Source organism: Leclercia sp. UBA7405, assembly GCF_037152215.1.
In the GTDB taxonomy this organism is placed as follows: Bacteria; Pseudomonadota; Gammaproteobacteria; order Enterobacterales; family Enterobacteriaceae; genus Enterobacter; species Enterobacter pneumoniae.
Window position 1 is genome coordinate 1,749,485 of the sequence record NZ_JBBCMR010000001.1, and the last position, 23,304, is coordinate 1,772,788.

The 23,304-nt window shown below is 59.0% G+C and carries 20 protein-coding genes; 6 read left to right on the forward strand and 14 right to left on the reverse strand.

Annotated elements, in window-relative coordinates:
* Positions 1–32: 32 nt before the first annotated feature.
* The 6 genes from WFN75_RS08570 to nasR form a co-directional block, all read right to left on the reverse strand.
* Entirely contained in the window at positions 33–2,582 is a 2,550-nt protein-coding gene (locus tag WFN75_RS08570; protein WP_336996023.1) for a nitrate reductase, read from the reverse strand.
* The gene (gene nirB / locus WFN75_RS08575) at positions 2,579–6,565 is read right to left on the reverse strand and encodes a nitrite reductase large subunit NirB (protein ID WP_336996024.1); all 3,987 of its coding nucleotides are present in this window, start codon (positions 6,563–6,565) and stop codon (positions 2,579–2,581) included. The genes WFN75_RS08570 and nirB overlap by 4 nt, the downstream gene beginning before the upstream one ends.
* Positions 6,566–6,574: 9 nt before the next feature.
* Complete coding sequence (locus WFN75_RS08580; RefSeq protein ID WP_040075250.1) at positions 6,575–7,363, reverse strand: ABC transporter ATP-binding protein; 789 nt, start codon at positions 7,361–7,363, stop codon at positions 6,575–6,577.
* A 9-nt stretch (positions 7,364–7,372) separates the two neighbouring features.
* The gene (gene ntrB, locus WFN75_RS08585; protein WP_040075249.1) at positions 7,373–8,254 is read right to left on the reverse strand and encodes a nitrate ABC transporter permease; all 882 of its coding nucleotides are present in this window, start codon (positions 8,252–8,254) and stop codon (positions 7,373–7,375) included.
* A 1-nt stretch (position 8,255) separates the two neighbouring features.
* Positions 8,256–9,503, reverse strand: a complete 1,248-nt coding sequence (locus tag WFN75_RS08590; RefSeq protein WP_336996025.1) for a CmpA/NrtA family ABC transporter substrate-binding protein — start codon at positions 9,501–9,503, stop codon at positions 8,256–8,258.
* 229 nt (positions 9,504–9,732) lie between these two features.
* Complete coding sequence (gene nasR, locus WFN75_RS08595) at positions 9,733–10,911, reverse strand: nitrate regulatory protein NasR (protein WP_336996026.1); 1,179 nt, start codon at positions 10,909–10,911, stop codon at positions 9,733–9,735.
* Between the two features lie 73 nt (positions 10,912–10,984).
* Between nasR and WFN75_RS08600 the strand changes: the two genes are divergently transcribed.
* The 3 genes from WFN75_RS08600 to WFN75_RS08610 all read left to right on the forward strand — a co-directional run bounded on the left by WFN75_RS08600 (position 10,985) and on the right by WFN75_RS08610 (position 13,684).
* Positions 10,985–11,338 carry a DsrE/DsrF/TusD sulfur relay family protein gene (locus WFN75_RS08600; protein WP_040075245.1) on the forward strand — a complete coding sequence of 118 codons (354 nt, stop codon included), beginning with the start codon at positions 10,985–10,987 and terminating at the stop codon, positions 11,336–11,338.
* Between the two features lie 107 nt (positions 11,339–11,445).
* Positions 11,446–13,230 carry a methyl-accepting chemotaxis protein gene (locus WFN75_RS08605; RefSeq protein ID WP_046885185.1) on the forward strand — a complete coding sequence of 595 codons (1,785 nt, stop codon included), beginning with the start codon at positions 11,446–11,448 and terminating at the stop codon, positions 13,228–13,230.
* A gap of 211 nt (positions 13,231–13,441) precedes the next feature.
* Positions 13,442–13,684, forward strand: coding sequence for a DUF1883 domain-containing protein (locus WFN75_RS08610; RefSeq protein WP_040075243.1), 243 nt, complete (start codon positions 13,442–13,444; stop codon positions 13,682–13,684).
* A 31-nt stretch (positions 13,685–13,715) separates the two neighbouring features.
* On the opposite strand, the gene WFN75_RS08615 is transcribed toward WFN75_RS08610, so the two are convergent.
* Positions 13,716–14,411 carry a gamma-glutamylcyclotransferase gene (locus tag WFN75_RS08615; RefSeq protein WP_040075242.1) on the reverse strand — a complete coding sequence of 232 codons (696 nt, stop codon included), beginning with the start codon at positions 14,409–14,411 and terminating at the stop codon, positions 13,716–13,718.
* 197 nt (positions 14,412–14,608) lie between these two features.
* On the reverse strand, positions 14,609–14,839 hold the full coding sequence (chaB, locus tag WFN75_RS08620) for a putative cation transport regulator ChaB (RefSeq protein WP_046885183.1): 231 nt from the start codon (positions 14,837–14,839) through the stop codon (positions 14,609–14,611).
* A gap of 270 nt (positions 14,840–15,109) precedes the next feature.
* Between chaB and chaA the strand changes: the two genes are divergently transcribed.
* A complete protein-coding gene (gene chaA, locus WFN75_RS08625; protein WP_046885182.1) occupies positions 15,110–16,204 on the forward strand; it encodes a sodium-potassium/proton antiporter ChaA in 1,095 nt (364 codons plus the stop codon).
* A 51-nt stretch (positions 16,205–16,255) separates the two neighbouring features.
* Here the strand turns inward: chaA and kdsA are convergent, their stop codons facing one another.
* The 6 genes from kdsA to hemA are packed head-to-tail and all read right to left on the reverse strand — an operon-like array spanning position 16,256 to position 21,556.
* Positions 16,256–17,110 (reverse strand): 3-deoxy-8-phosphooctulonate synthase, encoded by an 855-nt coding sequence (gene kdsA / locus WFN75_RS08630; protein WP_040075238.1) that lies wholly within the window; start codon positions 17,108–17,110, stop codon positions 16,256–16,258.
* Positions 17,111–17,146: 36 nt separating this feature from the next.
* On the reverse strand, positions 17,147–17,956 hold the full coding sequence (sirB1, locus tag WFN75_RS08635) for an invasion regulator SirB1 (protein ID WP_040075237.1): 810 nt from the start codon (positions 17,954–17,956) through the stop codon (positions 17,147–17,149).
* 2 nt (positions 17,957–17,958) lie between these two features.
* Positions 17,959–18,348 carry an invasion regulator SirB2 gene (gene sirB2, locus WFN75_RS08640; protein ID WP_336996027.1) on the reverse strand — a complete coding sequence of 130 codons (390 nt, stop codon included), beginning with the start codon at positions 18,346–18,348 and terminating at the stop codon, positions 17,959–17,961.
* The gene (prmC, locus tag WFN75_RS08645; RefSeq protein ID WP_336996028.1) at positions 18,345–19,175 is read right to left on the reverse strand and encodes a peptide chain release factor N(5)-glutamine methyltransferase; all 831 of its coding nucleotides are present in this window, start codon (positions 19,173–19,175) and stop codon (positions 18,345–18,347) included. The genes sirB2 and prmC overlap by 4 nt, the downstream gene beginning before the upstream one ends.
* Entirely contained in the window at positions 19,175–20,257 is a 1,083-nt protein-coding gene (gene prfA, locus WFN75_RS08650; RefSeq protein ID WP_046885179.1) for a peptide chain release factor 1, read from the reverse strand. Before prfA ends, prmC begins: the two co-directional genes overlap by 1 nt.
* Before the next feature lie 42 nt (positions 20,258–20,299).
* Entirely contained in the window at positions 20,300–21,556 is a 1,257-nt protein-coding gene (gene hemA, locus WFN75_RS08655; protein WP_040075233.1) for a glutamyl-tRNA reductase, read from the reverse strand.
* Positions 21,557–21,756: 200 nt separating this feature from the next.
* On the opposite strand from hemA, the gene lolB reads away from it, so the two are divergent.
* Positions 21,757–22,368, forward strand: coding sequence for a lipoprotein insertase outer membrane protein LolB (gene lolB / locus WFN75_RS08660; protein WP_336996029.1), 612 nt, complete (start codon positions 21,757–21,759; stop codon positions 22,366–22,368).
* Positions 22,365–23,234, forward strand: coding sequence for a 4-(cytidine 5'-diphospho)-2-C-methyl-D-erythritol kinase (ispE, locus tag WFN75_RS08665; RefSeq protein ID WP_336996030.1), 870 nt, complete (start codon positions 22,365–22,367; stop codon positions 23,232–23,234). The genes lolB and ispE overlap by 4 nt, the downstream gene beginning before the upstream one ends.
* The last annotated feature ends 70 nt before the right edge of the window (positions 23,235–23,304 follow it).

The window sequence follows — 23,304 nt, forward strand, 5'->3', positions numbered from 1 at the left end:
TACTTTAACGTTTTGTGACGCCTTTTGCAGCCTTAAGGGGAATTTTCAGGAATAACCTGACACTGCGCCAGCAGCCCTTTTAGCTCCGGAATGCAGGAGCCGCAGTTGGTGCCACAGCGCAGTGCGGCGCCCAGGGCGATTGCCGACTCACATCCCCCGGCAATCGCCTGACGGATCGCCTCCTCCCCGACGCTAAAACAGCTGCAGACGATGCGCCCCTGCGCGGGGCGCTCGTTCGCCCCCTGCCCACTGAGCAGAGCATGCCGGGCATCCAGCGTCCGGGGCGGCTGGTCAAAGGCTTCGCTAATAGCCTGATGCGCCAGTTCAGGGCGTTCGGTGCCGCTCCAGAACCCCAGCATCAGCGCGCCATTGTGCCAGGCCAGCAGGTTACTCTGCGTCCCGCTCTGGGCCACCTGCAGTTGCCAGCCGCGAGCGCTGCAGTGATTCATTAGCTCCTCCAGCAGCGGTCGGTCCGCGGCCAGCGTAAACCGCTGCACACCGGTTGCCGCTTTACGCCACCAGGTGACATAACCGGGCAGTTCCGGCGCCTCGCGGCTGTAGAGCTCCCCCTGCCACCCCGGCTGCCAGGGCATGACCCGAACCGCAGTCTGTTTGCACTCTGGCTGACCGGAGAGCGGATCGCGCCGCCCTTCCACCAGCGCGTTGATCTTCCCCTGACGGGCAAAGACGCTGTTCCAGTGCATAGGGGCGAAGAGCTCGCTGTCGCGCAGGGCCGTGCTGACGCGGATCCGGGCCACCATCACCCCGCGAGGGGAGCTGATGCGGGCCAGACGATCGTCGTGCAGCCCCAGGCGTGCGGCATCGCTGACACTTACCTCCACCGTCGGTTCGTCGCAGTGCTGCATTAATCTGGCTACGTAACCGGTGCGGGTCATGGTATGCCACTGATCGCGCACCCGCCCGCTGTTAAGAATGAAGGGGTACAGCGCGTCTGGCGTGGCGCCGTGCCGCTGCGGCGTAACCGCCACCAGCTGCGCCCGTTGCAGGCGCGCCCTGTCCAGCGGCCACTGCCAGGGGGTGAGCGTATCCCACTGTTCCCGGCTCAGATTTGCCAGCGCTCCCAGATTCAGCGCCCGCGTGCCCGGGTTTTCGAATGCGGTGAGCGCGGCATGTTCACAGAAGATTTCATGGGGATGTTGCCAGCTAAAGGCCGCGCCGTGCCCAAGCTGCTCTGCGATACGGGCGATAATCCACCAGTCGGGTTTCGCCTCGCCTGGGGCGGGCAAAAACGCCCGCTGGCGCGAGATACGCCGCTCGGAGTTGGTGACGGTGCCCTCCTTTTCGCCCCAGCCCAGCGCCGGAAAACGCACATGGGCGAAACGGCTGGTGTCGGTGTCGCGCATCACCTCAGAGACGATCACCAGCGGACAGGCAGCCAGCGCCTGGCACACCGTGTGGCTATCGGGCAGCGACACCGCCGGATTGGTGCCCATGATCCAGACCGCCTTCACCTCACCCCGGGCGATGGCATCAAACAACTCTACCGCCATCAACCCCGGCGTTTGCGCCAGCCGCTCTGTACCCCAGAAGCGGGCCACCCGGCTAAGATCGTCCGGCTCAAAATTCATGTGTGCCGCCAGCTGATTGGCCAGCCCGCCCACCTCGCGGCCCCCCATCGCATTTGGCTGTCCGGTCAGCGAAAAGGGGCCGCACCCTTCGCGATCGATTTTGCCGCTGGCAATATGGACGTTGATGATGGTATTGCATTTGTCGCTGCCGCTGGCGGACTGGTTAATACCCATGGTGTAGAGCGTAATGGCCCGCGGGGCGGCGATAAACCACTGATAGAAGGTCTCCACGACCCTGGTGGGCAGTTCGCAGAAGGCCGCCACCCGGCTCACAGGCCAGTCGCGCGCTTGCTGTTGGGCCTCGCTATCGCCCGCGCCAAGCGCATTGAGCAAGCCGACAAAGAGGCCCGCGTCGCTGCCCGGCGCCAGTTTAATATGCAGGTCGGCGATATCGCAGGTAGCGGTACGGCGGGGATCGATAACCACCACCTTCATCGCCGGGTTCGCCGCGCGCGCCTGCACCAGACGTTGATAGAGCACCGGATGGGTCCAGGCGGCGTTCGAGCCTGCCAGCACCACCAGATCGCTGTTTTCGATGTCCTGATAACTGCACGGCACCATATCTTCCCCAAAGGCGCGCTTGTAGCCTACCACCGCTGACGACATGCAGAGCCGTGAGTTGGTGTCGATGTTGGCGGCGCCGATGAATCCCTTCATGAGCTTGTTGGCAGCGTAGTAGTCTTCCGTCAACAGCTGGCCCGAGGCATAAAACGCCACTGCCTGCGGGCCGAAGCGGTCAATAATTTCACGCAGCCGCTGACCCGCCGCATCCAGCGCCCGGGGCCAGCTCACCGGCTGGTTATCCAGCTCTGGTTGCAATAACCGGCCTGCTAATCCCGTGGTCTCCCCGAGCGCAGAACCTTTGACGCACAGCCGCCCAAAGTTGGCCGGGTGCTGCTCATCACCCCGCACGGTGATGGAACCCGCCTCAACGCGGGCCACTACGCCGCAGCCTACGCCGCAGTAGGGACAGGTGGTTCGGGTTTCACTCATGAGGCCTCCGCGCGCATGAGCAGCGCTTCGCTGCTGACCCACACCTGATTGCCTTCGATTTTAACCGGCCAGGCGCGTACGGCCTGCTCCCCGGTATCACACTGGCGGCCATCGCGCAGGCGAATGCGCGTTTTATAGAGTGGCGAAATCACCACCGGCTCGCCGCCCGCGTCGCCCAGAATACCGCGCGACAGCACATTCGCGCTGCTGCCCGGCTCCAGATCGTCCAGCGCATAGACCGCTTTGCCAAAACGGAACAGCGCAATCTGTTGTTCACCCAGTCGGGCGCCAATTCCGGCCTGCTCAGGGATCTCGTCAATCCCGCAGATCGCCTGCCAGCGTTTGTGCTGAACCGGTGCCGCCTCGTTAACCTGGCTGCGGAACAGAGCCAGACGGTGAGGATCGCCAAGGGTGGTTTGCCATTCGCACTGGTAGGTATCCACTACGCGCGCCATCTCTTGCTCCAGCTCCGCGGCAATACCGAGGCTGTCTTCTATGATCACCTCCCGGAGATATTCCAGCCCTCCTTCAAGGTTATCCATCCAGGTACTGGTACGCTGCAGACGATCGGCGGTGCGGATATAGAACATCAGGAAGCGATCCACCAGACGGATCAGGGTCGCGTCGTCAAGATCGCTGGCGAAGAGATCGGCATGGCGCGGCTTCATGCCGCCATTGCCGCACAGATAGAGATTCCAGCCCTTATCGGTGGCAATCACCCCCACGTCTTTGCTCTGGGCTTCAGCGCACTCGCGCGTACAGCCGGAGACGGCCATTTTGATTTTGTGCGGAGCACGCAATCCCTTGTAGCGATTCTCCAGGGTGACGGCGAGGCCGGTGGAGTTCTGCACCCCGTAACGGCACCAGGTCGACCCCACGCAGGATTTGACGGTGCGTAGCGATTTACCGTAGGCATGCCCGGTTTCGAAGCCCGCCGCAACCAGTTCGCGCCAGATGTCCGGCAACTGATCCAGCCGGGCACCAAAGAGATCGATACGCTGCCCACCGGTGATTTTGCTATAGAGTTGATAACGTTTGGCGATCTGTCCGATGGCGATCAGCCCGTCCGCCGTCACCTCTCCGGCGGCCATCCGCGGCACCACCGAGTAGGTGCCATCTTTCTGAATATTGGCGAAGTAGCGATCGTTGGTGTCCTGCAGGGGCAGATGCGCCGGCTTCAGCAGGTATTCGTTCCAGCACGAGGCCAGTACCGATCCCACCAGCGGTTTACAGATTTCACACCCGTGGCCCCTGCCGTAGCGGCTAATCAGCTGATCAAAGGTATGGATGCGGTTGACGCGAACCAGGTGGTAGATCTCCTGGCGCGAGTAGGGGAAGTGTTCACAAATATCTTTTTTCACCTCCACACCCTGGGCCGCCAGTTGGTACTCCATCACCTGCTTCACCAGCGCGCTGCAGCCGCCGCAGCCGGTGGCCGCTTTGGTGCACTGCTTGATGGCTCCCATATCGCCCGCGCCGCTGCTGACCGCCTGGCAGATATCCCCTTTGCTGACGTTATGACAGGAACAGATTTGCGCGCTCTCCGGCAGCGCCGCCACGCCGAGGGCTTTCGGCGCGTTCCCGGTGCTGGCGGGCAGGATCAGGGTCTCGGGATCTTTCGGCAGCGCAATGCCGTTGAGCATCATCTGCACCAGGGTGGCGTACTCTGCTGCATCGCCTACCAGCACGCCCCCCAGCAGGGTTTTGTTGTCGGCGCTGACCACGATTTTTTTATAGATTTGCTGCGGGCCGTGCATCCACTGATAGCACAGAGCGCCCGGCGTGCGACCGTGTGCATCGCCAAACGAGGCGACATCCACCCCCAGCAGCTTGAGCTTGGTGCTCATATCCGCCCCGGTAAAACCGCTCTCTTCACCGGCAAGGGTGGCGGCGGCTACGCGGGCCATCTGATAACCCGGGGCGACCAGCCCGTAGATCTTGCCCTCCCACAGGGCGCATTCACCAATCGCATAGATATCCTTATCCGGCGTGCGGCACTGGTTATCAATGCAAATTCCGCCGCGTTCGCCGAGCTGAAGCCCGCTCGCCCGGGCCAGGGCGTCCTGGGGGCGGATCCCCGCCGAGAAGACCACCATATCGGTCGCCAGCTCGCCGCCGTCGGCAAAGCGCAGCACCAGACCGGCCTGCGTCATGGCAATTTCGCTGGTCGCTTTGCTGGTGTGTACCCCTACCCCGAGGGCTTCGATTTTGCGTCGCAGCATAGCTGCCCCGTCGTTGTCGAGCTGCACCGCCATCAGATTGGGGGCAAACTCCACCACATGCGTTTCCAGTCCAAGCTGTTTCAGGGCGTTGGCGGCTTCGAGCCCCAGCAGCCCGCCGCCAATGACCACCCCGGTACGCGAATTTTTGGCCTGCGCGGCGATCTGGTCCAGATCGTCGAGGGTACGGTAGACAAAGCAGCCCGGTAGATCATGCCCCGGCACCGGCGGCACAAAGGGATAAGAGCCTGTCGCCAGGACCAGCTTGTCCCAGTGGGTTTCATGCCCCGAGGCAGACCGCACGACGCGCGCATCGCGATCGATCGCCACCACCTGCTGGGAAAGGCGCAGTTCGATCCCATGCCTGGCAAAGAAATCCCCCTCAACCATCGACAGAGAGTCGGCGCTGCGTCCGGCAAAATAGTCAGAAAGATGCACGCGGTCATAGGCGGCGTATCGCTCCTCGCCAAAGACCACTATCTGGTATTGCTGATGCAGATTGTGTTTTACGCACTCTTCCAGAAAATGGTGACCGACCATACCGTGCCCTACCACCACCAACGTTGGTTTTGTCATAGCGTTCTTTCCTGCAACCTGCGGCTGCGTTGTGAATCGATCGAACAGCCAGTCCGCCTGGGCGGGTTCTGACTGAGCCAGTAAGTCCGTGAAGGTTGCCGCGCTGCGGCACTCTCCCAGCAACAGCACGCCCGCAAGCCTGCCGTCGCGGATCAGTAATCGACGATAGTGCCGGGTCAGGGGATCCCAGCTGGTCCAGAGGGCATCCCCCTCTCCGGCCGCGACCTGACCGGCGCTGAAGAGCTCAATCTCTGTCACCTTCAGGCGCATTCCGCTTTCAGAGGCGGCAAAGGGTGCGCCATCTTCCCCTGCCAGCCGCGCCGCCAGCACCTCCGCCTGCGCCAGACAAGGGGCGACCACTCCCCAGGTCTGGCCGTCCAGTTCGCAACATTCGCCAATGGCGCTAACGCCCTCAATGGCGCTCTGCATCTGCTGGTTCACCAGGATGCCGCGCCCGCACGGGACCCCGCTCTCCTGGGCCAGCGCGATACGGGGTTTCACTCCCGTCGCCAGTAGCACGCGGGTGGCACAGAGGTCTCGCCCGGTGCTGAGCGTGACGTGCTGGGGGTGGATCTCGCGGATGGCGCACTCCAGCTCGCTGTGAATACCGCGCTCGCTCAGGGCCTCTTCCAGCAAGGCCCCGGCCTGCTGATCCAGCTGCTGATCCATCAGCCAGGGGCCGCGATGCACTAAAGTGACGTTGTCACAGCTTCGTTTCAACGCCGCGGCGGCTTCAACGCCGAGCACCCCGCCGCCCAGCACCACCGCAGGGCCAGGGGTCGAGAGAATGGCTTCAACATCGGCCTGGGTACGAAAGGTAAAAACATGCGGATGGTGACTGCCCGGGATCGGCGGCACGATGGGCTGCGAGCCGGTGGCGAATACAAGTTCATCCCACGCCAGACTACGCGCATCGGTATGAAGTAAACGGGCCGCGATATCGACCCGAACCACCTGCTCGCCGTTGATGACCTCGACCCCGCGCTGTTGATACCAGTCGTCATCGTGATAACCGATGTCGGCAAACGCCTTCTCGCCCCCCAGTACCGGTGAAAGCTGAATGCGGTTATAGGCGTGACACGGCTCATCGCCGATCGCGGTGATAGTAAAGCGACCTGGAGCACGGGCTGTCAGTGCCTCAATCAGTCGCGTTGCCGCCATGCCGTTGCCGATGATGACCAGTCGCATAGAGAGTCCTCAGGCCGCTTTCGGCTGTTTTTCGTAGAGAAAGTGCAGGATCTGCTGACGCATGTGGTGATACCGGCTATCGTCCGCCAGCTGCACCCGGTTGCGCGGGCGCGGCAGGTCGACGCGCAGGATCTCCCCCACCGTCGCCGCCGGGCCGTTGGTCATCATCAGCACCCGGTCCGAGAGCAGCACCGCCTCGTCGACGTCGTGAGTAATCAACACAATGGTGGTGTTAAGCGCCTGCTGAATGTTCATCACGGAGTCCTGCAGATGGGCACGGGTCAGGGCATCAAGCGCGCCGAACGGCTCATCCATTAGCAGGACTTTTGGCTTCATGGCCAGCGCCCGGGCGATGCCGACACGCTGCTTCATACCGCCCGAGATCTCCCCCGGGCGCTTGTGCAGGGCGTGCCCCATCTGCACGCGGTCGAGATTGTGCTCAATCCACTCTTTACGCTCAGCCTTGCTCATGGTGCGGCGAAAGACCTGATCCACCGCCAGCGCCACATTGTCGAAGCAGGTGAGCCACGGCAGCAGAGAGTGATTCTGGAAGACCACCGCCCGCTCCGGCCCCGGCCCGGCAATTTCGCGGTTATCGCAAATCAGTCCCCCTTCGGTGGGCAACGTAATCCCGGCAATCAGATTTAGCAGCGTCGATTTCCCGCAGCCGGAGTGGCCAATCAGGCTGACAGTTTCCCCTTCGTGGATATCGAACGAGACATTCTGCAGCGCCAGAAACTCGCCGCTGGCGGTGGAAAAACGCTGGCTAACGGCCTGGACCTGAATTAATGGTTTCATGTGCGCTCCTTATTTATCCTGCCAGCTGAAGCGGCGGGCGATGAGCATTAGCCCCTGCTCCAGCAGTAACCCGACCACGCCGATAATGACGATGGCGATGAGAATGTTTTCAACGTTGAGGTTGTTCCACTCGTTCCAGATCCAGAAGCCGATACCCAGTCCGCCGGTTAGCATCTCGGCGGCGACAATCACCAGCCAGGCAATACCAATTGAGAGGCGCACCCCGGTGAGTACCGCAGGCAATACGGCGGGGAAGAGAATGCGGCGCATCACGGTCCACTCGGAGAGTTGCAGCACCCGCGCCACGTTGAGGTAGTCCTCCGGTATGCGGCGTACCCCCTCGGCGGTGTTGATCACCATCGGCCAGATAGAGCAGATAAAAATGGTCCAGCTGGAGGCCGGTTCGGCTTTCTGGAATAGCAGCAGACCAATCGGCAGCCAGGCCAGCGGACTGACCGGGCGCAGCAGCGCGACAAGCGGGGTGAACATGCGTGAGAAGAAGACAAAACGGCCAATCAGGAAGCCAAGAGGGATCCCCACCAGCGCGGCGAGGCCGAACCCCACCGCCACGCGCTGCAGCGAGGCCAGCACATTCCAGCCGATACCCATGTCGTTTGGCCCGTCACGATAGAACGGATCTGCAAACAGGGTTCGCGCCGACTCCAGAGTGCTGAGCGGCGTAGGGAAACCTTTACTGTTGATGGCGGCCAGCTGCCAGCAGAGCACCAGCAACCCAAGACCCAGTACGGCCGGGATAAGCTGTTGTAAAAAACCGTTCATTCGGCGGGCAAATGCCGGGGCGCGCCGACGCACCTGAACCGGCGGCAGCGTAATGACTTCCCCGGTGACGGGCGTCTCCACCGCCGCTTTGGTGTTTTGCAGATGTTTCATATCAGGCCTCCGTACGGTGAATGGCAAAATTGCGGGCATAGGCTTTCGGATCGGTTCCGTTCCAGACGGTGCCGTCCATCAGGGTGCTACTGCGCATGGGTGAAGTGGGTGCGGTGATCCCGCCGACTGCCGTGGCGGCCTCCTGCCAGATATCAGTGCGATTGATGCGGCTGGCGAGAGCGGCATAGTCCGGGTCGCTTTTCAACAACCCCCAACGGCGGAACTGGGTCAAAAACCACATGCCATCGGAGTGCCAGGGATAGCTGACTGCCCCCTCGTCAAAAAAGCGGATCGGGTGACTATCCTGCCAGCGGTCGCCAAGGCCGTTATCGTACGCCCCCAACATTCGGCCCGTGAGATACTGCTCTTTCGTATTGAGCCAGGCCCGGCGGGCAAGAATTTGCGCGGTTTCGCGTTTATTCTCCGGCGAGGCGTCGATCCAGCGTTGCGCCTCCATTACGGCACAGACCAGCGCCCGGGCGGTATTGGGGTGCTGCGCTACCCATGCGCTGCGGGTACCAAGAATTTTTTCAGGGTGATCTGGCCAGATCGCCTGGCTGGTGGCGGCGGTAAAACCAATTCGGTCGTTGATGGCGCGGGCGTTCCACGGCTCGCCGACGCAAAAGCCCACCATGTTGCCGATGCGCATGTTCATCACCATCTGCGGGGGCGGCACCACCACGGTGCGCACATCGTTAAAGGGGTTAATTCCCGCGCTTGCCAGCCAGTAGTAGAGCCACATGGCATGCGTGCCGGTGGGAAAGGTATGGGCGAAGGTGTAGGTCCCCGGCGCCTGCTGCGAGACCTGCTTGTGCAGCCCTTCGGCATCCCGTATCCCCTGCTCCGCCAGATCCATCGACAGGGTAATAGCCTGGCCGTTCTGGTTCAGGGTCATCAGGTTCGCCATCGGCGTGGCCTTACCGGCAATCCCCAGCTCCAGGCCATACAGCAGGCCATAGAGAATGTGGGCCGCGTCCAGCTCGCCCGCGACCAGCTTGTCTCGCACCGCCGCCCAGCTCGCCTCTTTGGTGGGCACGATGGTGATCCCATATTTTTTATCGAACCCTTTGAGGGCCGCGATAGCCACCGGGGCGCAGTCCGTCAGCGGAATAAATCCGACGCGTACGGTTTCCAGTTCTGGCTTATCTGAGCCTGCAGCCCAGGCCGCCTGCATGATGCCGGGTAACATCATCGCCCCGCCTGCCAGCGCGCTGGCCTGTAAAAATCGCCGTCTCGTCCACTCCACCATGCCCACTCCTGAAAAAAAGCCAAAAAAAAGCGTCCGACAGTGCCGAAGCACTGCAGGACGCCTTTATCCCGAAGACTGACGCGCCGCCGTTGGCACGTCGTCGAAAAATGGTTAATGAGTTAATGCAAAGGTGATGCCAGCTTTTAACGGCTTCATTTCCGGGCTTTTTCACGCCAGGCGGAAGCAAAACGCACCCCAACCATGCAGCAAATGCCCACAGACCGTGCAACTACTCTTTTGGTGTTACCTGCCAGAGTGCCTTAACGGTGAGCAGCGCCCGGGCGATATCCACCATGCGCTGGTTCTTGTCCATCGCTATCTTACGCAGCTGACACCAGGCCTGATCTTCGCTCATCTGCTGATGAGTCATCAGCACGCTTTTGGCTTTATCGATGATCTTGCGCTCCTCCAGGGTGTCGCGCATCGATGCCAGCTGCTGCGATAGCTGCTCTATCTCGCGCGCCTGCTGGCGAACCAGCGGTAAGAGTGGCTGAACAGGATAGTGGCCGAGGGGCTCATTGACCGCCGCAGCTTCCGGCGGGTAGTCCTCGGCGTGGGTAATCAGCCGATCGACGGCAATCATCAGATCGGCAATGAGCAGCTCTTCCTGGCTGCGCAGGTGTTCCAGCCGCTCGGTCAGCAGTGAAAACCAGTGCAGGGCCAGCACGCCGTTGTCCGCAGCAGGCTGTCGGGTGCAGGCCAGACGACGCAGCTGTTCCGCCTCCGCGCCGGGGGTGCTTAAGGTGAAATGCTCCTGCAACTGCTGAGGGGTAAGTGAGAGAAAAACGTCAAAGCAGGCCTGCTGGCCATCGATGCGGTCCACCAGCGTCTGGCGCATCTCGTCGCTGAAGAAGCCCTGCGTAAAGCCGATGGCCCCCAGCGCCCGCTCCTGCCCGACCAGCTCTTTGCCCTGCATCAGACTATAAAGGGCAACAAAACGGCCCGCGATTTGCGGATCGTCAATGCTATCATTGAGTTGCGGCACGATACTGAGCAGGTGGCGCAGCGTGCGGCTATAGTGCTCCATGGCGCGGTCAGCCGCCAGGGTGCGGGCCATAATCTGTTCGCGCAGGGTGGGCAACTGTTCAAGATGATGCAGGGCATGGGCCACGCGCTCACAGAGCGCGGCGCTGGCCATCAGCGGTGAGCCCAGCGCCTGCTGTAAAGCGAGCAGCTGTTCATCCACCAGCGCGCGGCTGGCTTTACACTCCGGGGCATACAGCGCACCCTGTGAACAGAGCCAGATATTCGAGGCGCCGCGTTCGCACTGGAGCATATGCGCCAGATGGCTAATGCGGCTGACCAGCGTACCCAGCTGTGCCAGTTTGCACAGCTGCTGTTTACGCATCAATTTTGCGTGCTGTAACCATTCGGTGGCGCCGGGTGGACTGCCCGTTATTTTCATCATGCTTACTCTCCCGGGTCGGTGGTATCAGGATCAGTAAGCAATAACCGTGCCTTATCATTTAACAGGAGAAATTATGCAGAAGATCGTGATTATCGCCAACGGGGCGGCCTACGGAAGTGAATCCCTGTTCAACAGCCTGCGTCTGGCCATCGCCCTGCGTGAACAGGACAACGCGCCGGAGCTGAAGCTGTTTTTAATGTCTGATGCGGTCACGGCAGGGCTGCGCGGCCAGAAGCCTGCGGAGGGGTATAACATTCAGCAAATGCTGGAGATCCTGACGGCGCAAAATGTGCCGGTTAAACTCTGCAAAACTTGCACCGATGGGCGTGGCATCACGGCGCTACCGCTGATTGACGGCGTGGAGATCGGGACGCTGGTTGAGCTGGCGCAGTGGACTCTGTCCGCCGATAAAGTATTAACTTTCTAATAATAACCTTCAGTAGATATATTTTTCTTATGGACGCGGTTGCAGCATCAAGTTTGCCTCTGGGTTGCCGATAGGCTCTTTACAATCACTCAGCAGGTATTTCACTTATGTTCAGGTCAATTCGCGCACGCATTATCGCGGCGGCAGTCGGGTGTCTGTTCGTCGCGTTACTTCTTAACACCGTAATCAACTACCAGGTCACCCGCCTGGATAACCTGCAAACACAGCGCGATATGCTCGCCAGCAGCGGCTCTAGTCATAGCCTCGCCATTGGCGACTGGGTTGCGACCAAAATGACCGCAATTACCTCCCTGCAAAACGTGGCCCTGACCGAAGATCCAGTACCGGTCTTCAAACAGCTGGCGCTGGCAGCGGGTTTTAGTAACGTCTATGTGGGCTATGCGACGAAAACCGCGAAATTTTCTGACCCGACCGGCGTGCCCGCCGATTACGACCCCACCGTACGCCCGTGGTATCAGCAGGTGCTGAATGCCGACGCACCGGCGGTAACGGCCCCCTACGTGGATGCCGGCACCGGTAAACTGGTGGTCACCTTCGCAGTACCGGTTAAAGAGAACGGGACGCTGAAAGCCGTCGTGGCGGGGGATGTGGTGATGGACAGCGTGGTGGCGAACGTGCGCGAGATCCATCCCACGCCGGCCAGCAGCGGCCTGCTGGTCAACAGCGATGGCAGCGTCATTGCCGCCAGCGATCCGGCTCTGACGCTGAAACCCTTTGCAGAAGCCATCAGCGGTGCCGACCTCAATGCCCTGAAAAAAGGGGAAACCTCTACCGGCCTGCTGAAAGGCGCCGAGAAGAACTTTGCCGCCACGCCGATCCCGGGTACCCAGTGGATGCTGGTGGTGGCTTTGGATCAGCACGATGCCACCAGCGGTATGCGCTCGATGCTGAAAGCCTCCGCCCTGTCGCTGGTGATTTTGATCCTGCTCGCCGGCGCGGTAGTGCACGTCACCATTGCCCGCCTGCTTAAACGCCTGTCGGAAATTCGCGACGCCATGCACGCCATCGCCAACGGCACCAACGATCTCTCCCAGCGCCTGCCAGAGCAAGGCCAGGACGAAGTGGCCGAGATTGCCCACGCCTTTAACGCCTTTAGCGACAAGCTGTCGGTGGTGATGGCCCAGCTGCGCGACGCCAGCGCGTCGGTGAAAACCGCCGCCCAGGAGATTGCCGCCGGGAACCACGACCTTTCTGGCCGCACCGAGCAGGCGGCCTCAAGCCTGCGTGAAACCGCCAGCGCTGTCGAGCAGATCACCGCCTCGGTGGCGCAGTCGACGGAGTCGGCGGTACAAGCAAACGATCAGGCCTCCCGTGCCACCGAAGCCGCCTCGCGCGGTGGCAATGTGGTGTCTCAGGCGATCACCACCATGCAGTCTATTGAGAGCGCCTCGGCCAAAATTGGGGATATCACCAGCGTCATCGACGGTATTGCCTTCCAGACCAATATTCTGGCGCTGAATGCCTCGGTGGAAGCGGCGCGCGCCGGTGAGCAAGGGCGTGGGTTTGCTGTGGTGGCGGGCGAAGTGCGTAATCTGGCCAGCCGCAGCGCCCAGGCGGCGAAAGAGATCAAATCCCTGATCGACTCAACCACCCAGAGTGTGGCTACCGGCTCGCGTTATGTGCACCTGGCGGGTGAGAGCATGCAGGAGATCGTGGCCAGTATCGGCAGTGTGTCCGGCATCATGCACCAGATCACCGTCGCCACTCACGAGCAGATGAAAGGGATTCAGGAGATTAACCACGCGGTGAATCATCTTGACCGGATGGTGCAGCAGAACGCCGAGCTGGTTGTACAATCTGCCGCTGCCGCCAGCGCACTGCAGGGCCAGGCGGGCGAACTGGCTGAAACGGCCGGGCATTTCCGCATTTAATCTTAATCTGACGCGCATTCACCGTGAAAATGCGCGTCAGTGAAGCCCTTTCAGAAAGATTGTCATTTTTGTTTAAGGCTTATTCTTTTTTTTGATCAAAATCAGCACTCCAACCCCACCCCTTTGGTGTTATGCAGCGAGTGGATTGTGAACAACATCACGCTCAGGATTAACCGCAGGGAGCGCGTTTTTTCGCATAACGGGGTAAAAAATGGCACTGGTGAAAACAAGTTTAAAACTCTTTGGTGGGGATACGGTGGTGGTGCGCTGCTCAGAGCGTTGTCATATCCATCTGATGAACAGCAAGGCGCCGCAGAAAACGCAGGCAGATATACTCAGCGTACAAAACCGGGATAATGCCTGGCTGACGGTGCCCTATACCGGCACCTGGGAGGTATTAATCGATAGCCATAGCCAGTCGCTGGAGCACTCGATTAGTTTTGTGGCTGCTTAATGCGAAAACGCCCGGCTTACCGGGCGTTTTTTCAGGCGTAACCGGGGCGCAGATGGCTCTCCGGCGGGGTACAGTCCAGTAACGCTCGCACCTTCATTACCAGCTCATTCAGACACTCATCCTGCATTCCCAGACGCGTCAGCTCCTGGTCGAGTGAGAAAAGATATTGTGCGTTCGTGCCCAGCGGCCCGCTGGCGGCAGCGATCAATGGGGCGATAACCTGCGTGCGGGTATCAGATTCATACAGAGGATGCCGCGGATCCATAATGAACACCAGCGCGTTAACGGTACGACCATCGTCAAGTTCCAGTTTGCACCAGCTCGGCATATAGCAGCCGGTGATCATCTCGCGTTTCCACAGCAGCGCCAGCTCCTCTTCAAGAGCGGTATCGGGTAGACGGTAGGCCACCCCCGTGGTGCGTCCGCCCTCTTTCAGTGCAAGCATGCGTCCCGGCTGACAGGCGCTACCGCGTCCTGCCGTCAGGCGCAGACAGAACGCACGGTGCCAGCCCGGTAGCGTACCGGTGGCCGACTCGACAAATTCCAGCGCCGGGTTCCACATTAACGAACCATAGCCGAAGATCCAGACCGGACCCGCGTCCGGACGGCAGGCCAGCGTGGCCGCAAGCGACGCCGCACGCTGTTCAGCCGACCAGAGAAGCGACTCTTCAATCGCACCGAAGGCCGTTTTGCAATCGGCCTTCATTAAGAAATCTCGCGTTAACACATTGCACCTCCGCCACTGCATGCCTCCTTGCGACAACTTTTTTTGAACCATCCAGGTCTTTTTACTGCTCATTTAGAAAGCAGTTCCAGTGACGATATGCAATTCCCTCGCCGCTTGCAACCCGGCGGTAGATTAATCGCCTTATTCGTCAAAGTTTGCAGTGTTGCGGTGTGATAGCGCTCACGCCTGACGCGCGTTTAGCGCTTTTTATGCCACTTATCGTCCTCTCCCTTCTCGTAATCCTGTTTGACGGCGGCCCAGGCGACCTTATGCGCCGTCTCCTCCCGGCTGTCATCACCCCGGCGATCATCCTTATCTTTATATTGATCCCAGGCGCTATTGAAGGCCTCTTTATAGATCTCCTGCGCATGGGCAGGAAGCACATGCTGAACACTATCGGGTAAATCGCTTTTTGATTTATAGGGCATTGTGAACCTCTCTTTTTCTGAACTTATTAAGTGTGGTAGACAACGCCAAATGGCGCCAGAAAAAGAAAGTAACTGTTCGAAAACGATTTATAATTAATTGTTATTCATTATTTATTTAGAAAAGATGCTGAATAATAGCTTCTTTGCTCTAAAAAACTTAAAAACCGTAAAATCAAGTAAAGCATCATCAGAAATTGACTGAATTCTGTTAACTTATTGACCTTCAGTTTCTATCTATAATTACAAGCACCTGCATTGATGGAGAAACACATGACAACCACACATGAGGCGGTTAAGACCCGCCACAAGGAGACGTCACTCATTTTCCCGGTGCTGGCACTGGCTGTGCTGTACTTCTGGGGAAGCACACAGTCACTGCCAGTGGTCATCGGCATTAATATCCTGGCGCTGGTGGGGATCCTTTCTAGCGCATTCAGCGTGGTACGCCATGCGGATGTTCTGGCCCACCGTCTCGGCGAACCTTACGGCTCGCTCATTTTAAGCCTTTCCGTTGTTATTCTGGAAGTTAGCCTGATTTCCGCGCTGATGGCGACGGGCGACGCCGCGCCGACATTAATGCGCGATACGCTCTATTCCATCATCATGATTGTGACCGGCGGCCTGGTGGGCTTTTCGCTGCTGCTGGGTGGGCGCAAATTTGCCACCCAGTATATGAACCTGTTCGGAATCAAACAGTATCTGATCGCCCTCTTCCCGCTGGCGATTATTGTGCTGGTCTTTCCGATGGCGTTACCGGGCGGCAACTTCACCACCGGGCAAGCCCTGCTGGTGGCGCTGATCTCGGCGGCCATGTATGGCGTGTTCCTGCTTATTCAGACCAAAACGCACCAGAGTCTGTTCGTCTATGAACATGAAGATGACGGCGACGATCCGCACCACGGTAAGCCTTCCGCCCACAGTAGCCTGTGGCATGCCGTCTGGCTAATCGTGCACCTGATTGCCGTGATTGCGGTGACCAAAATGAATGCCAATCCGCTGGAGGCGCTGCTCACTGAGCTGAACGCGCCGGTGGCCTTTACCGGCTTCCTGGTGGCGCTGTTGATACTCTCCCCGGAAGGGCTGGGTGCGCTGAAAGCGGTATTAAATAACCAGGTGCAGCGCGCCATGAACCTCTTCTTCGGTTCAGTGCTCGCCACCATCTCCCTGACGGTACCCGTGGTGACCCTGATTGCCTTTATCACCGGCAATGAGCTGCAGTTCGCTCTGGGCGCACCAGAGATGATCGTAATGGTCGCCTCGCTGCTGCTGTGCCAGATTTCCTTCTCTACCGGGCGTACCAACGTGCTGAACGGTGCCGCGCATATGGCCCTGTTTGCCGCCTACCTGATGACAATATTCGCCTGAGTGCGTACCTGGCTTCAGGCCAAAAAAAACCCGCCGAGGCGGGTTTTTTTATTAGTTGCTGGTATCCAGCTCTTCAAAGTTCTTGACCAGATCGTCAATCGCTTTGATCTGTTTCAGGAATGGCTCCAGCTTATCCAACGGCAGCGCGGACGGGCCGTCGCATTTTGCGTTGGCTGGATCCGGGTGCGCTTCGATAAACAGACCGGCCAGACCGGTTGCCATCCCGGCGCGCGCCAGTTCAGTCACCTGGGCGCGACGGCCGCCAGAGGCGGCACCAAACGGGTCGCGGCACTGCAGCGCGTGGGTGACGTCAAAGATCACCGGCGACTGGTTAGAGACGTTCTTCATGACGCCAAAGCCCAGCATATCGACAACCAGGTTGTCATAACCGAAGTTCGCCCCACGGTCACACAGAATAACCTTGTCGTTACCGCCTTCGATGAACTTATCGACGATATTCCCCATCTGACCAGGGCTTACGAACTGCGGCTTCTTCACGTTAATTACGGCGCCGGTCTTCGCCATCGCTTCGACCAGGTCGGTCTGACGGGCAAGGAACGCAGGCAGCTGAATGACGTCAACCACGTCTGCGACTGGCTGCGCCTGTGCGGATTCGTGTACGTCGGTAATGATCTTCACGCCGAAAGTCTGCTTCAGCTCCTGGAAAATTTTCATCCCCTCTTCCAGGCCCGGGCCACGGTAAGAGTGAATAGAGGAGCGGTTGGCTTTATCAAAAGAGGCTTTGAACACATACGGGATGCCCAGCTTCTGGGTCACGGTCACGTAGTGTTCGCAGATACGCATGGCGAGGTCACGAGACTCCAGAACGTTCATGCCGCCGAACAGCACGAACGGCAGGTCGTTCGCTACATTAATGTCGCCAATGCTAACCACTTTTTGTTTCATAGGATTGCCTTATTCAAAGGTGAATCGGAATTATGATTAATGCAGTGTAATCGGTTTGTGCGCGATGGAGTTGATCTGCGCGCGAATCATCTCGCTGATCGGATCTTCCGGGCACTGTTCCACGAAATAGCTCAGATCGTTCAGCGCGACGTGGTCGCACTCCAGTTGAACGTAAATCAGGCCACGATCGCGGATTTCATAAGGGTCTTCCGGATTGAACTGTAACAGCACTTCACTGGCCCGTAAGGCCAGCTCCATCTGCCGCTCTTCCATCAGTGCGGACTTGAGGGTATCCAGCAATTTGCGGATCACCTCGGCGTTGTCGGCTTCGTCCAGATCTTCATTGAACAGCTCAGCCACCGGGCTGATGTTCCCCTTTAACCAGACGTCGAGGGTGTGCTCGTTGAGCGTCTCGCCGTTAAAGGGATTGATTAACCACATTTCGCCGTCCAGCCACTCGCCGCGCAGAATCATCTGCGTCGGGAAAATGACCGGCACCAGTGGAATATCCAGACGGTGGGCCACCCAAAGGAAAATGGCCCCCAGCGACACCGCGCTTCCCTGGCGGTGTTTCAGAACCTGGTCCAGCCACAGGGCATCCGACAGACGATAAACGCCACGTTTATCGCCGAATCCCCATTCGCCATAGAAAAGCGAAATCAGCTTTTCCAGTTGCCACTCCTGTGGACGTGCTTCGCTAATTTCTTCGCGCGCCAGGCTGGCGAGATGTTCCAGTTCATCGTAGACATACTGCGCGTTGAAATCATCGCGGATTATCTCGGATATCTGGACCATTCCATCGCACAACGGCACTTTGTTAAATTCGAAATCGGCTAAGGACTTCATACTTACCCCAGTAACGGTATTCTTGTGGTGGCGAGTTTAATGATGATGTACAGCACCACCAGCCCCAGCAAAAAGGCGATAAACCCCGCCTGCTGGCTGCGCGGACGACGTCGCCCCAGCGCAATAAAACCCAAAACGATGTAGATGATAACGCCAAACAGCTTCTCAGTCAGCCATCCCCCTTCTTGCATAAAGGGTAGATAGCCCGTTTTCCACATTAAACCGACCCCGGAAAAAAACAGGACGGTATCAACGCAGTGCGGCGCAACGCGTACCCAGCGGGCGTTTATCAGCGCATTATTGCTGTAACGCCACCAGTACCGCAGGATGAAAAAACTGATGGTGAGTACCACGGCAGAAATATGCAGGGTGATTAACAGACTAAAACTCATGCCCGTTTTCCCAGCGTCAGGCGTTCATTGCCGCCGTAGTCACGACAGGTCTCCACCGAGGTATAGCCTGCCGCACAAAAGCGTTCACGTACCGCTTCGCCCTGCGTCCAGCCATGCTCCAGTAACAGCCAGCCGTCTGGCTGCAAGTGGTGACGCGCTCTGGTAATGATGTGGTCAAGATCGGCCAGCCCCGCATTGGCCGCCACCAGTGCGGTCAGCGGCTCAAAGCGCACATCGCCCTGCGACAGATGCGGGTCGAGCTCATCGATATAGGGCGGATTGCTGACGATCATTGAGAATGTCTGGTTGCCCAGCGCACTGAACCAGCTACTGCAAAGGACGGTGACGTTGCTTAAGGCGTGGCGGGCCACATTGCGTTGCGCCAGCGCCACCGCATCGGGCATCAGGTCGACGGCGGTGATAGCGCAATCGGGCCGCTCGCTGGCCAGAGCCAACGCGATAGCACCGGTACCGGTGCCGAGATCGAGAATCTCGCAGGGGGTTGCAGGCAGACGCGCCAGCGCCTGCTCCACCAGACACTCGGTATCCGGACGCGGGATCAGCGTGGCCGCAGAGACATACAGCGGTAGCGACCAGAACTCACGCTCGCCGACCAGATGCGCCACCGGCTCGCCGGTTTTGCGTCGGGCCAGCAGTTCATCCAGCTGCGCCTGCTGTTCAGCCGTCAGTGGCGTTTCACCGAACGCGAGAATATAGGTGCGTGCCTTGCCGGTCACATGCTCCAGCAGGATCTCGGCGTCGCGGCGGGGGCTTTCGCTCTCCGCCAGCGCTGCAATAGCCTGCTGTAGCCAGTGGTGAAAATCCATTAATCCTGCTCTGCCAACGCCGCCAGCTGATCGGCCTGGTACTCCTGCACGATGGGCTCAATCAGGGCGTCGAGCTTGCCTTCCATGGTCTCATCCAGACGGTAGATGGTGAGGTTAATACGGTGGTCAGTCACGCGACCCTGCGGGAAGTTGTAGGTACGGTTACGATCGCTGCGATCGCCGCTACCCAGCAGGTTACGGCGGGTAGAGGCTTCAGCCTGCTGGCGTTTTGCCACCTCAGCCGCATGGATACGCGCACCCAGCACCGACAGCGCTTTGGCTTTGTTTTTGTGCTGTGAACGTTCATCCTGACACTCCACCACGATCCCGGTGGGCAGGTGGGTAATACGGATTGCAGAATCGGTGGTGTTAACGTGCTGGCCACCCGCGCCGGAGGAGCGGAAGGTATCGATACGCAGATCGGCCGGGTTGATGTCCGGCAGTTCCGCTTCAGGCAGTTCCGGCATCACCGCCACGGTGCAGGCGGAGGTATGGATACGGCCCTGAGATTCAGTCGCCGGCACGCGCTGCACGCGATGGCCGCCAGATTCAAACTTCAGACGGCCATAGGCACCGTCGCCGCTGATCTTGGCGATCACCTCTTTATAGCCACCGTGTTCGCCCTCGCTGGCGCTCATGATCTCCACGCGCCAGCGACGGGACTCCGCATAACGGCTGTACATCCGGAACAGATCGCCGGCAAAAAGCGCCGCTTCATCACCGCCGGTTCCGGCGCGCACTTCCACAAACGCATTGCGTTCGTCGTCCGGATCTTTTGGCAGCAACAGCACCTGCAGCTCTTGTTCCATCTCTTCGGAACGGGCCCTGGCCTCCTGCAGCTCTTCCTGCGCCATTTCGCGCATTTCCGGATCGTCGAGCATCATCTGCGCCGTTTCAATATCTTCCTGAACCTGCTGCCAGGCGGTAAAGCAACGCGCAACATCGCTGAGCTGCGCATATTCACGCGACAGAGCGCGAAAACGCTCCTGATCGGCAATGGTCGCGGCATCGCCGAGCAGAGCCTGAACTTCTTCATGACGCTCGTGCAGAGCTTCCAGTTTGGCGACGATAGAGGGCTTCATAGGCGTAAGTGCACCTTGTTATAAAATTGGGGGTAGAGGGCGCTATTCCAGCCCGAGGCTGTCGCGCAGAATATTCAGGCGTTCGTCATCCCCGTCACGGGCGGCCTGTTGAAGTGATTTGGTTGGTGCATGGATAAGACGATTCGTCAGTTTCCACGCCAGATCCTGCATGATGACCTGCGGATCGCCGCCCTGTTCGAGGGCTGCCATCGCTTTTGCCGTCAGTTCATTGCGAACCTGTTCAGCCTGGCCACGGTATTCACGGATAGTCTGGCTGGCGCTTTGTGCCCGCAGCCAGGCCATAAATTCGCTGGTTTCTTGCTCGACGATAGTCTCTGCCTGCACCGCCGCCGCCTTACGCTGGGCAAGGTTGTGCGAAATGATGCTCTGCAGATCATCCACGCTGTATAAATACGCGTTAGCCAGCTTGCCTACTTCCGGTTCGACATCGCGCGGGACGGCGATGTCCACCAGCAGCATCGGCTGATTACGACGCGATTTTAGGGCGCGCTCCACCATGCCTTTGCCAATAATAGGCAGCGGGCTGGCGGTAGAGCTGATAATAATATCCGCCTCCTGCAGGCGCGCGTCGATATCGCTCAACGAGACCACTTCGGCCCCGACCTCCTCTGCCAGCGCTTGCGCACGTTCGCGGGTGCGGTTGGCGATGATCATCTTTTTGACTTTGTGTTCGCGCAGGTGACGGGCGACCAGTTCAATGGTCTCCCCTGCGCCAACCAGTAAAACGGTGACCGTGGAGAGCGATTCAAAGATTTGACGCGCCAGAGTACAGGCAGCAAAAGCAACAGATACCGCACTGGCACCAATGTCGGTTTCGGTTCGCACTCGCTTGGCGACAGAGAATGATTTCTGGAACATGCGCTCCAGTTCGCTGGCCTTCAGATGCCCTTTCTGGGAATCCGCAAAGGCTTTTTTAACCTGCCCGAGGATCTGCGGCTCGCCAAGCACCAGTGAATCCAGGCCGCTGGCGACGCGCATTAAATGGCTGACCGCGTCGTTGTCGTGGTGCCAGTAAAGGCTATTTCGCAGCTCATCTTCGTTCAGATTATGGTATTCACATAGCCAGCGAATGAGCGCTTCGTGCAGGTTATCCTGCTCCTCTACGCTCAGGTACAGCTCGGTACGGTTGCACGTCGACAGCACCACGCCGCCCTGCACCATCGGTTGGGCAAGGAGGCTCTCCAGCGCCTGGTCGAGATTATCCGGCGAAAACGTAACGCGTTCTCGCAGTGAAACCGGGGCTGTTTTGTGGTTAATACCGAGTGCTAAAAGGGTCATGTGAGCGGGAGTAGTACCAGCGTTAATAAGGTTAGCAGGTCGCATCATACAGGATGCGCGAGATCAATAAAAGAGACAGCCCCCTTTCGGAGTAATAGCTTAGATCGCGCTTTGAGATAATTTGAACGTAGACGCTACCACGACGGGACGCTAGCATTAACAGTTATAACTGCCACGTATCTCAAGGATTTGTCATCATTATGACCAGAATGATTCGCCTGCTGCCCCTGGCCGCGCTGGTGCTTACTGCATGTTCGATTACTCCGCCAAAAGGTCCGGGTAAAAGCCCTGATTCGCCTCAGTGGCGCCAGCATCAGCAAGAGGTGCGTTCGTTAAACCAATACCAGACCCGTGGCGCCTTCGCCTACCTGTCCGATCAGCAGAAAGTCTACGCCCGCTTCTTCTGGCAACAGACCGGCCAGGATCGCTATCGTCTGCTGCTGCTGAACCCGCTGGGCAGCACCGAAATGGAGCTGCTTGCCCAGCCCGGTACCGTGCAGATCACCGACAATAAAGGTCAGAAATATAGCGGAACGGACGCGGAAGAGATGATAGGTAAGCTGACCGGCATGCCGATCCCTATCAGCAGCCTGCGTCAGTGGATCCTGGGTCTGCCGGGCGATGCCACCGATTACAAACTCGACGACCAGTATCGCCTGAGCCAGGTAAATTACAGCCAGAACGGTAAAAACTGGAAAGTGGTTTACGGCGGCTATGACAATAGCGGCAAAACGGCGCTACCCTCCAGCCTGGAGCTGACCGAGGGCAGCCAGCGTATCAAGCTGAAAATGGATAACTGGATTGTCAAATGATGACCCACTGGCCCTCTCCTGCAAAACTGAACCTGTTTTTATACATTACAGGACAGCGTGCCGATGGTTATCACACGCTTCAGACGTTATTCCAGTTTGTTGATTATGGCGACACGCTCTCCGTTGCGTTGCGCCAGGATGGGCAACTCAACCTGCTGACCCCTATTGAAGGGGTGGAAAACGAAGACAACCTGATTGTGCGTGCGGCGCGCCTGCTGATGAACGCGGCGCAGCAGTCCGGTCGCCTGCCCGCCGGCAGCGGCGCGGATATTCGCGTTGAGAAGCGTCTGCCGATGGGCGGTGGACTGGGCGGCGGGTCGTCTAACGCCGCTACGGTGCTGGTGGTGTTGAATCATCTTTGGGGCTGCGGGCTCTCTGACGATGAGCTGGCCGAACTGGGCCTGACTCTTGGTGCCGATGTCCCGGTCTTCGTGCGGGGTCACGCGGCCTTTGCCGAAGGGGTGGGAGAAGTGCTCACGCCGGTGAATCCGCCGGAAAAGTGGTACCTGGTGGCCCATCCTGGCGTCAGCATTCCGACGCCGGTCATTTTCAAGGATCCGGGGCTAACACGTAATACGCCGGTGCGGTCAATAGAAACGTTATTAAATTGTGAATTCAGCAATGATTGCGAGGATATCGCAAGAAAACGTTTTCGCGAGGTTGATGCGGCGCTTTCCTGGCTGTTAGAATACGCGCCGTCGCGCCTGACTGGCACAGGAGCCTGTGTCTTTGCTGAATTTGACACAGAGACTGCTGCACGTCAGGTGCTCGAGCTGGCCCCGGAATGGCTGCACGGTTTTGTGGCGCGAGGTGTGAACATCTCCCCGCTACGACAGGCCATTCTGGCGCAACCTGAGTTTCGGTGACAACGTCACCCTGTTCCAGACGTTGCATCGCGCTCTTTAATACACCGCCTGGATAGCGTTCGCCTGGCCC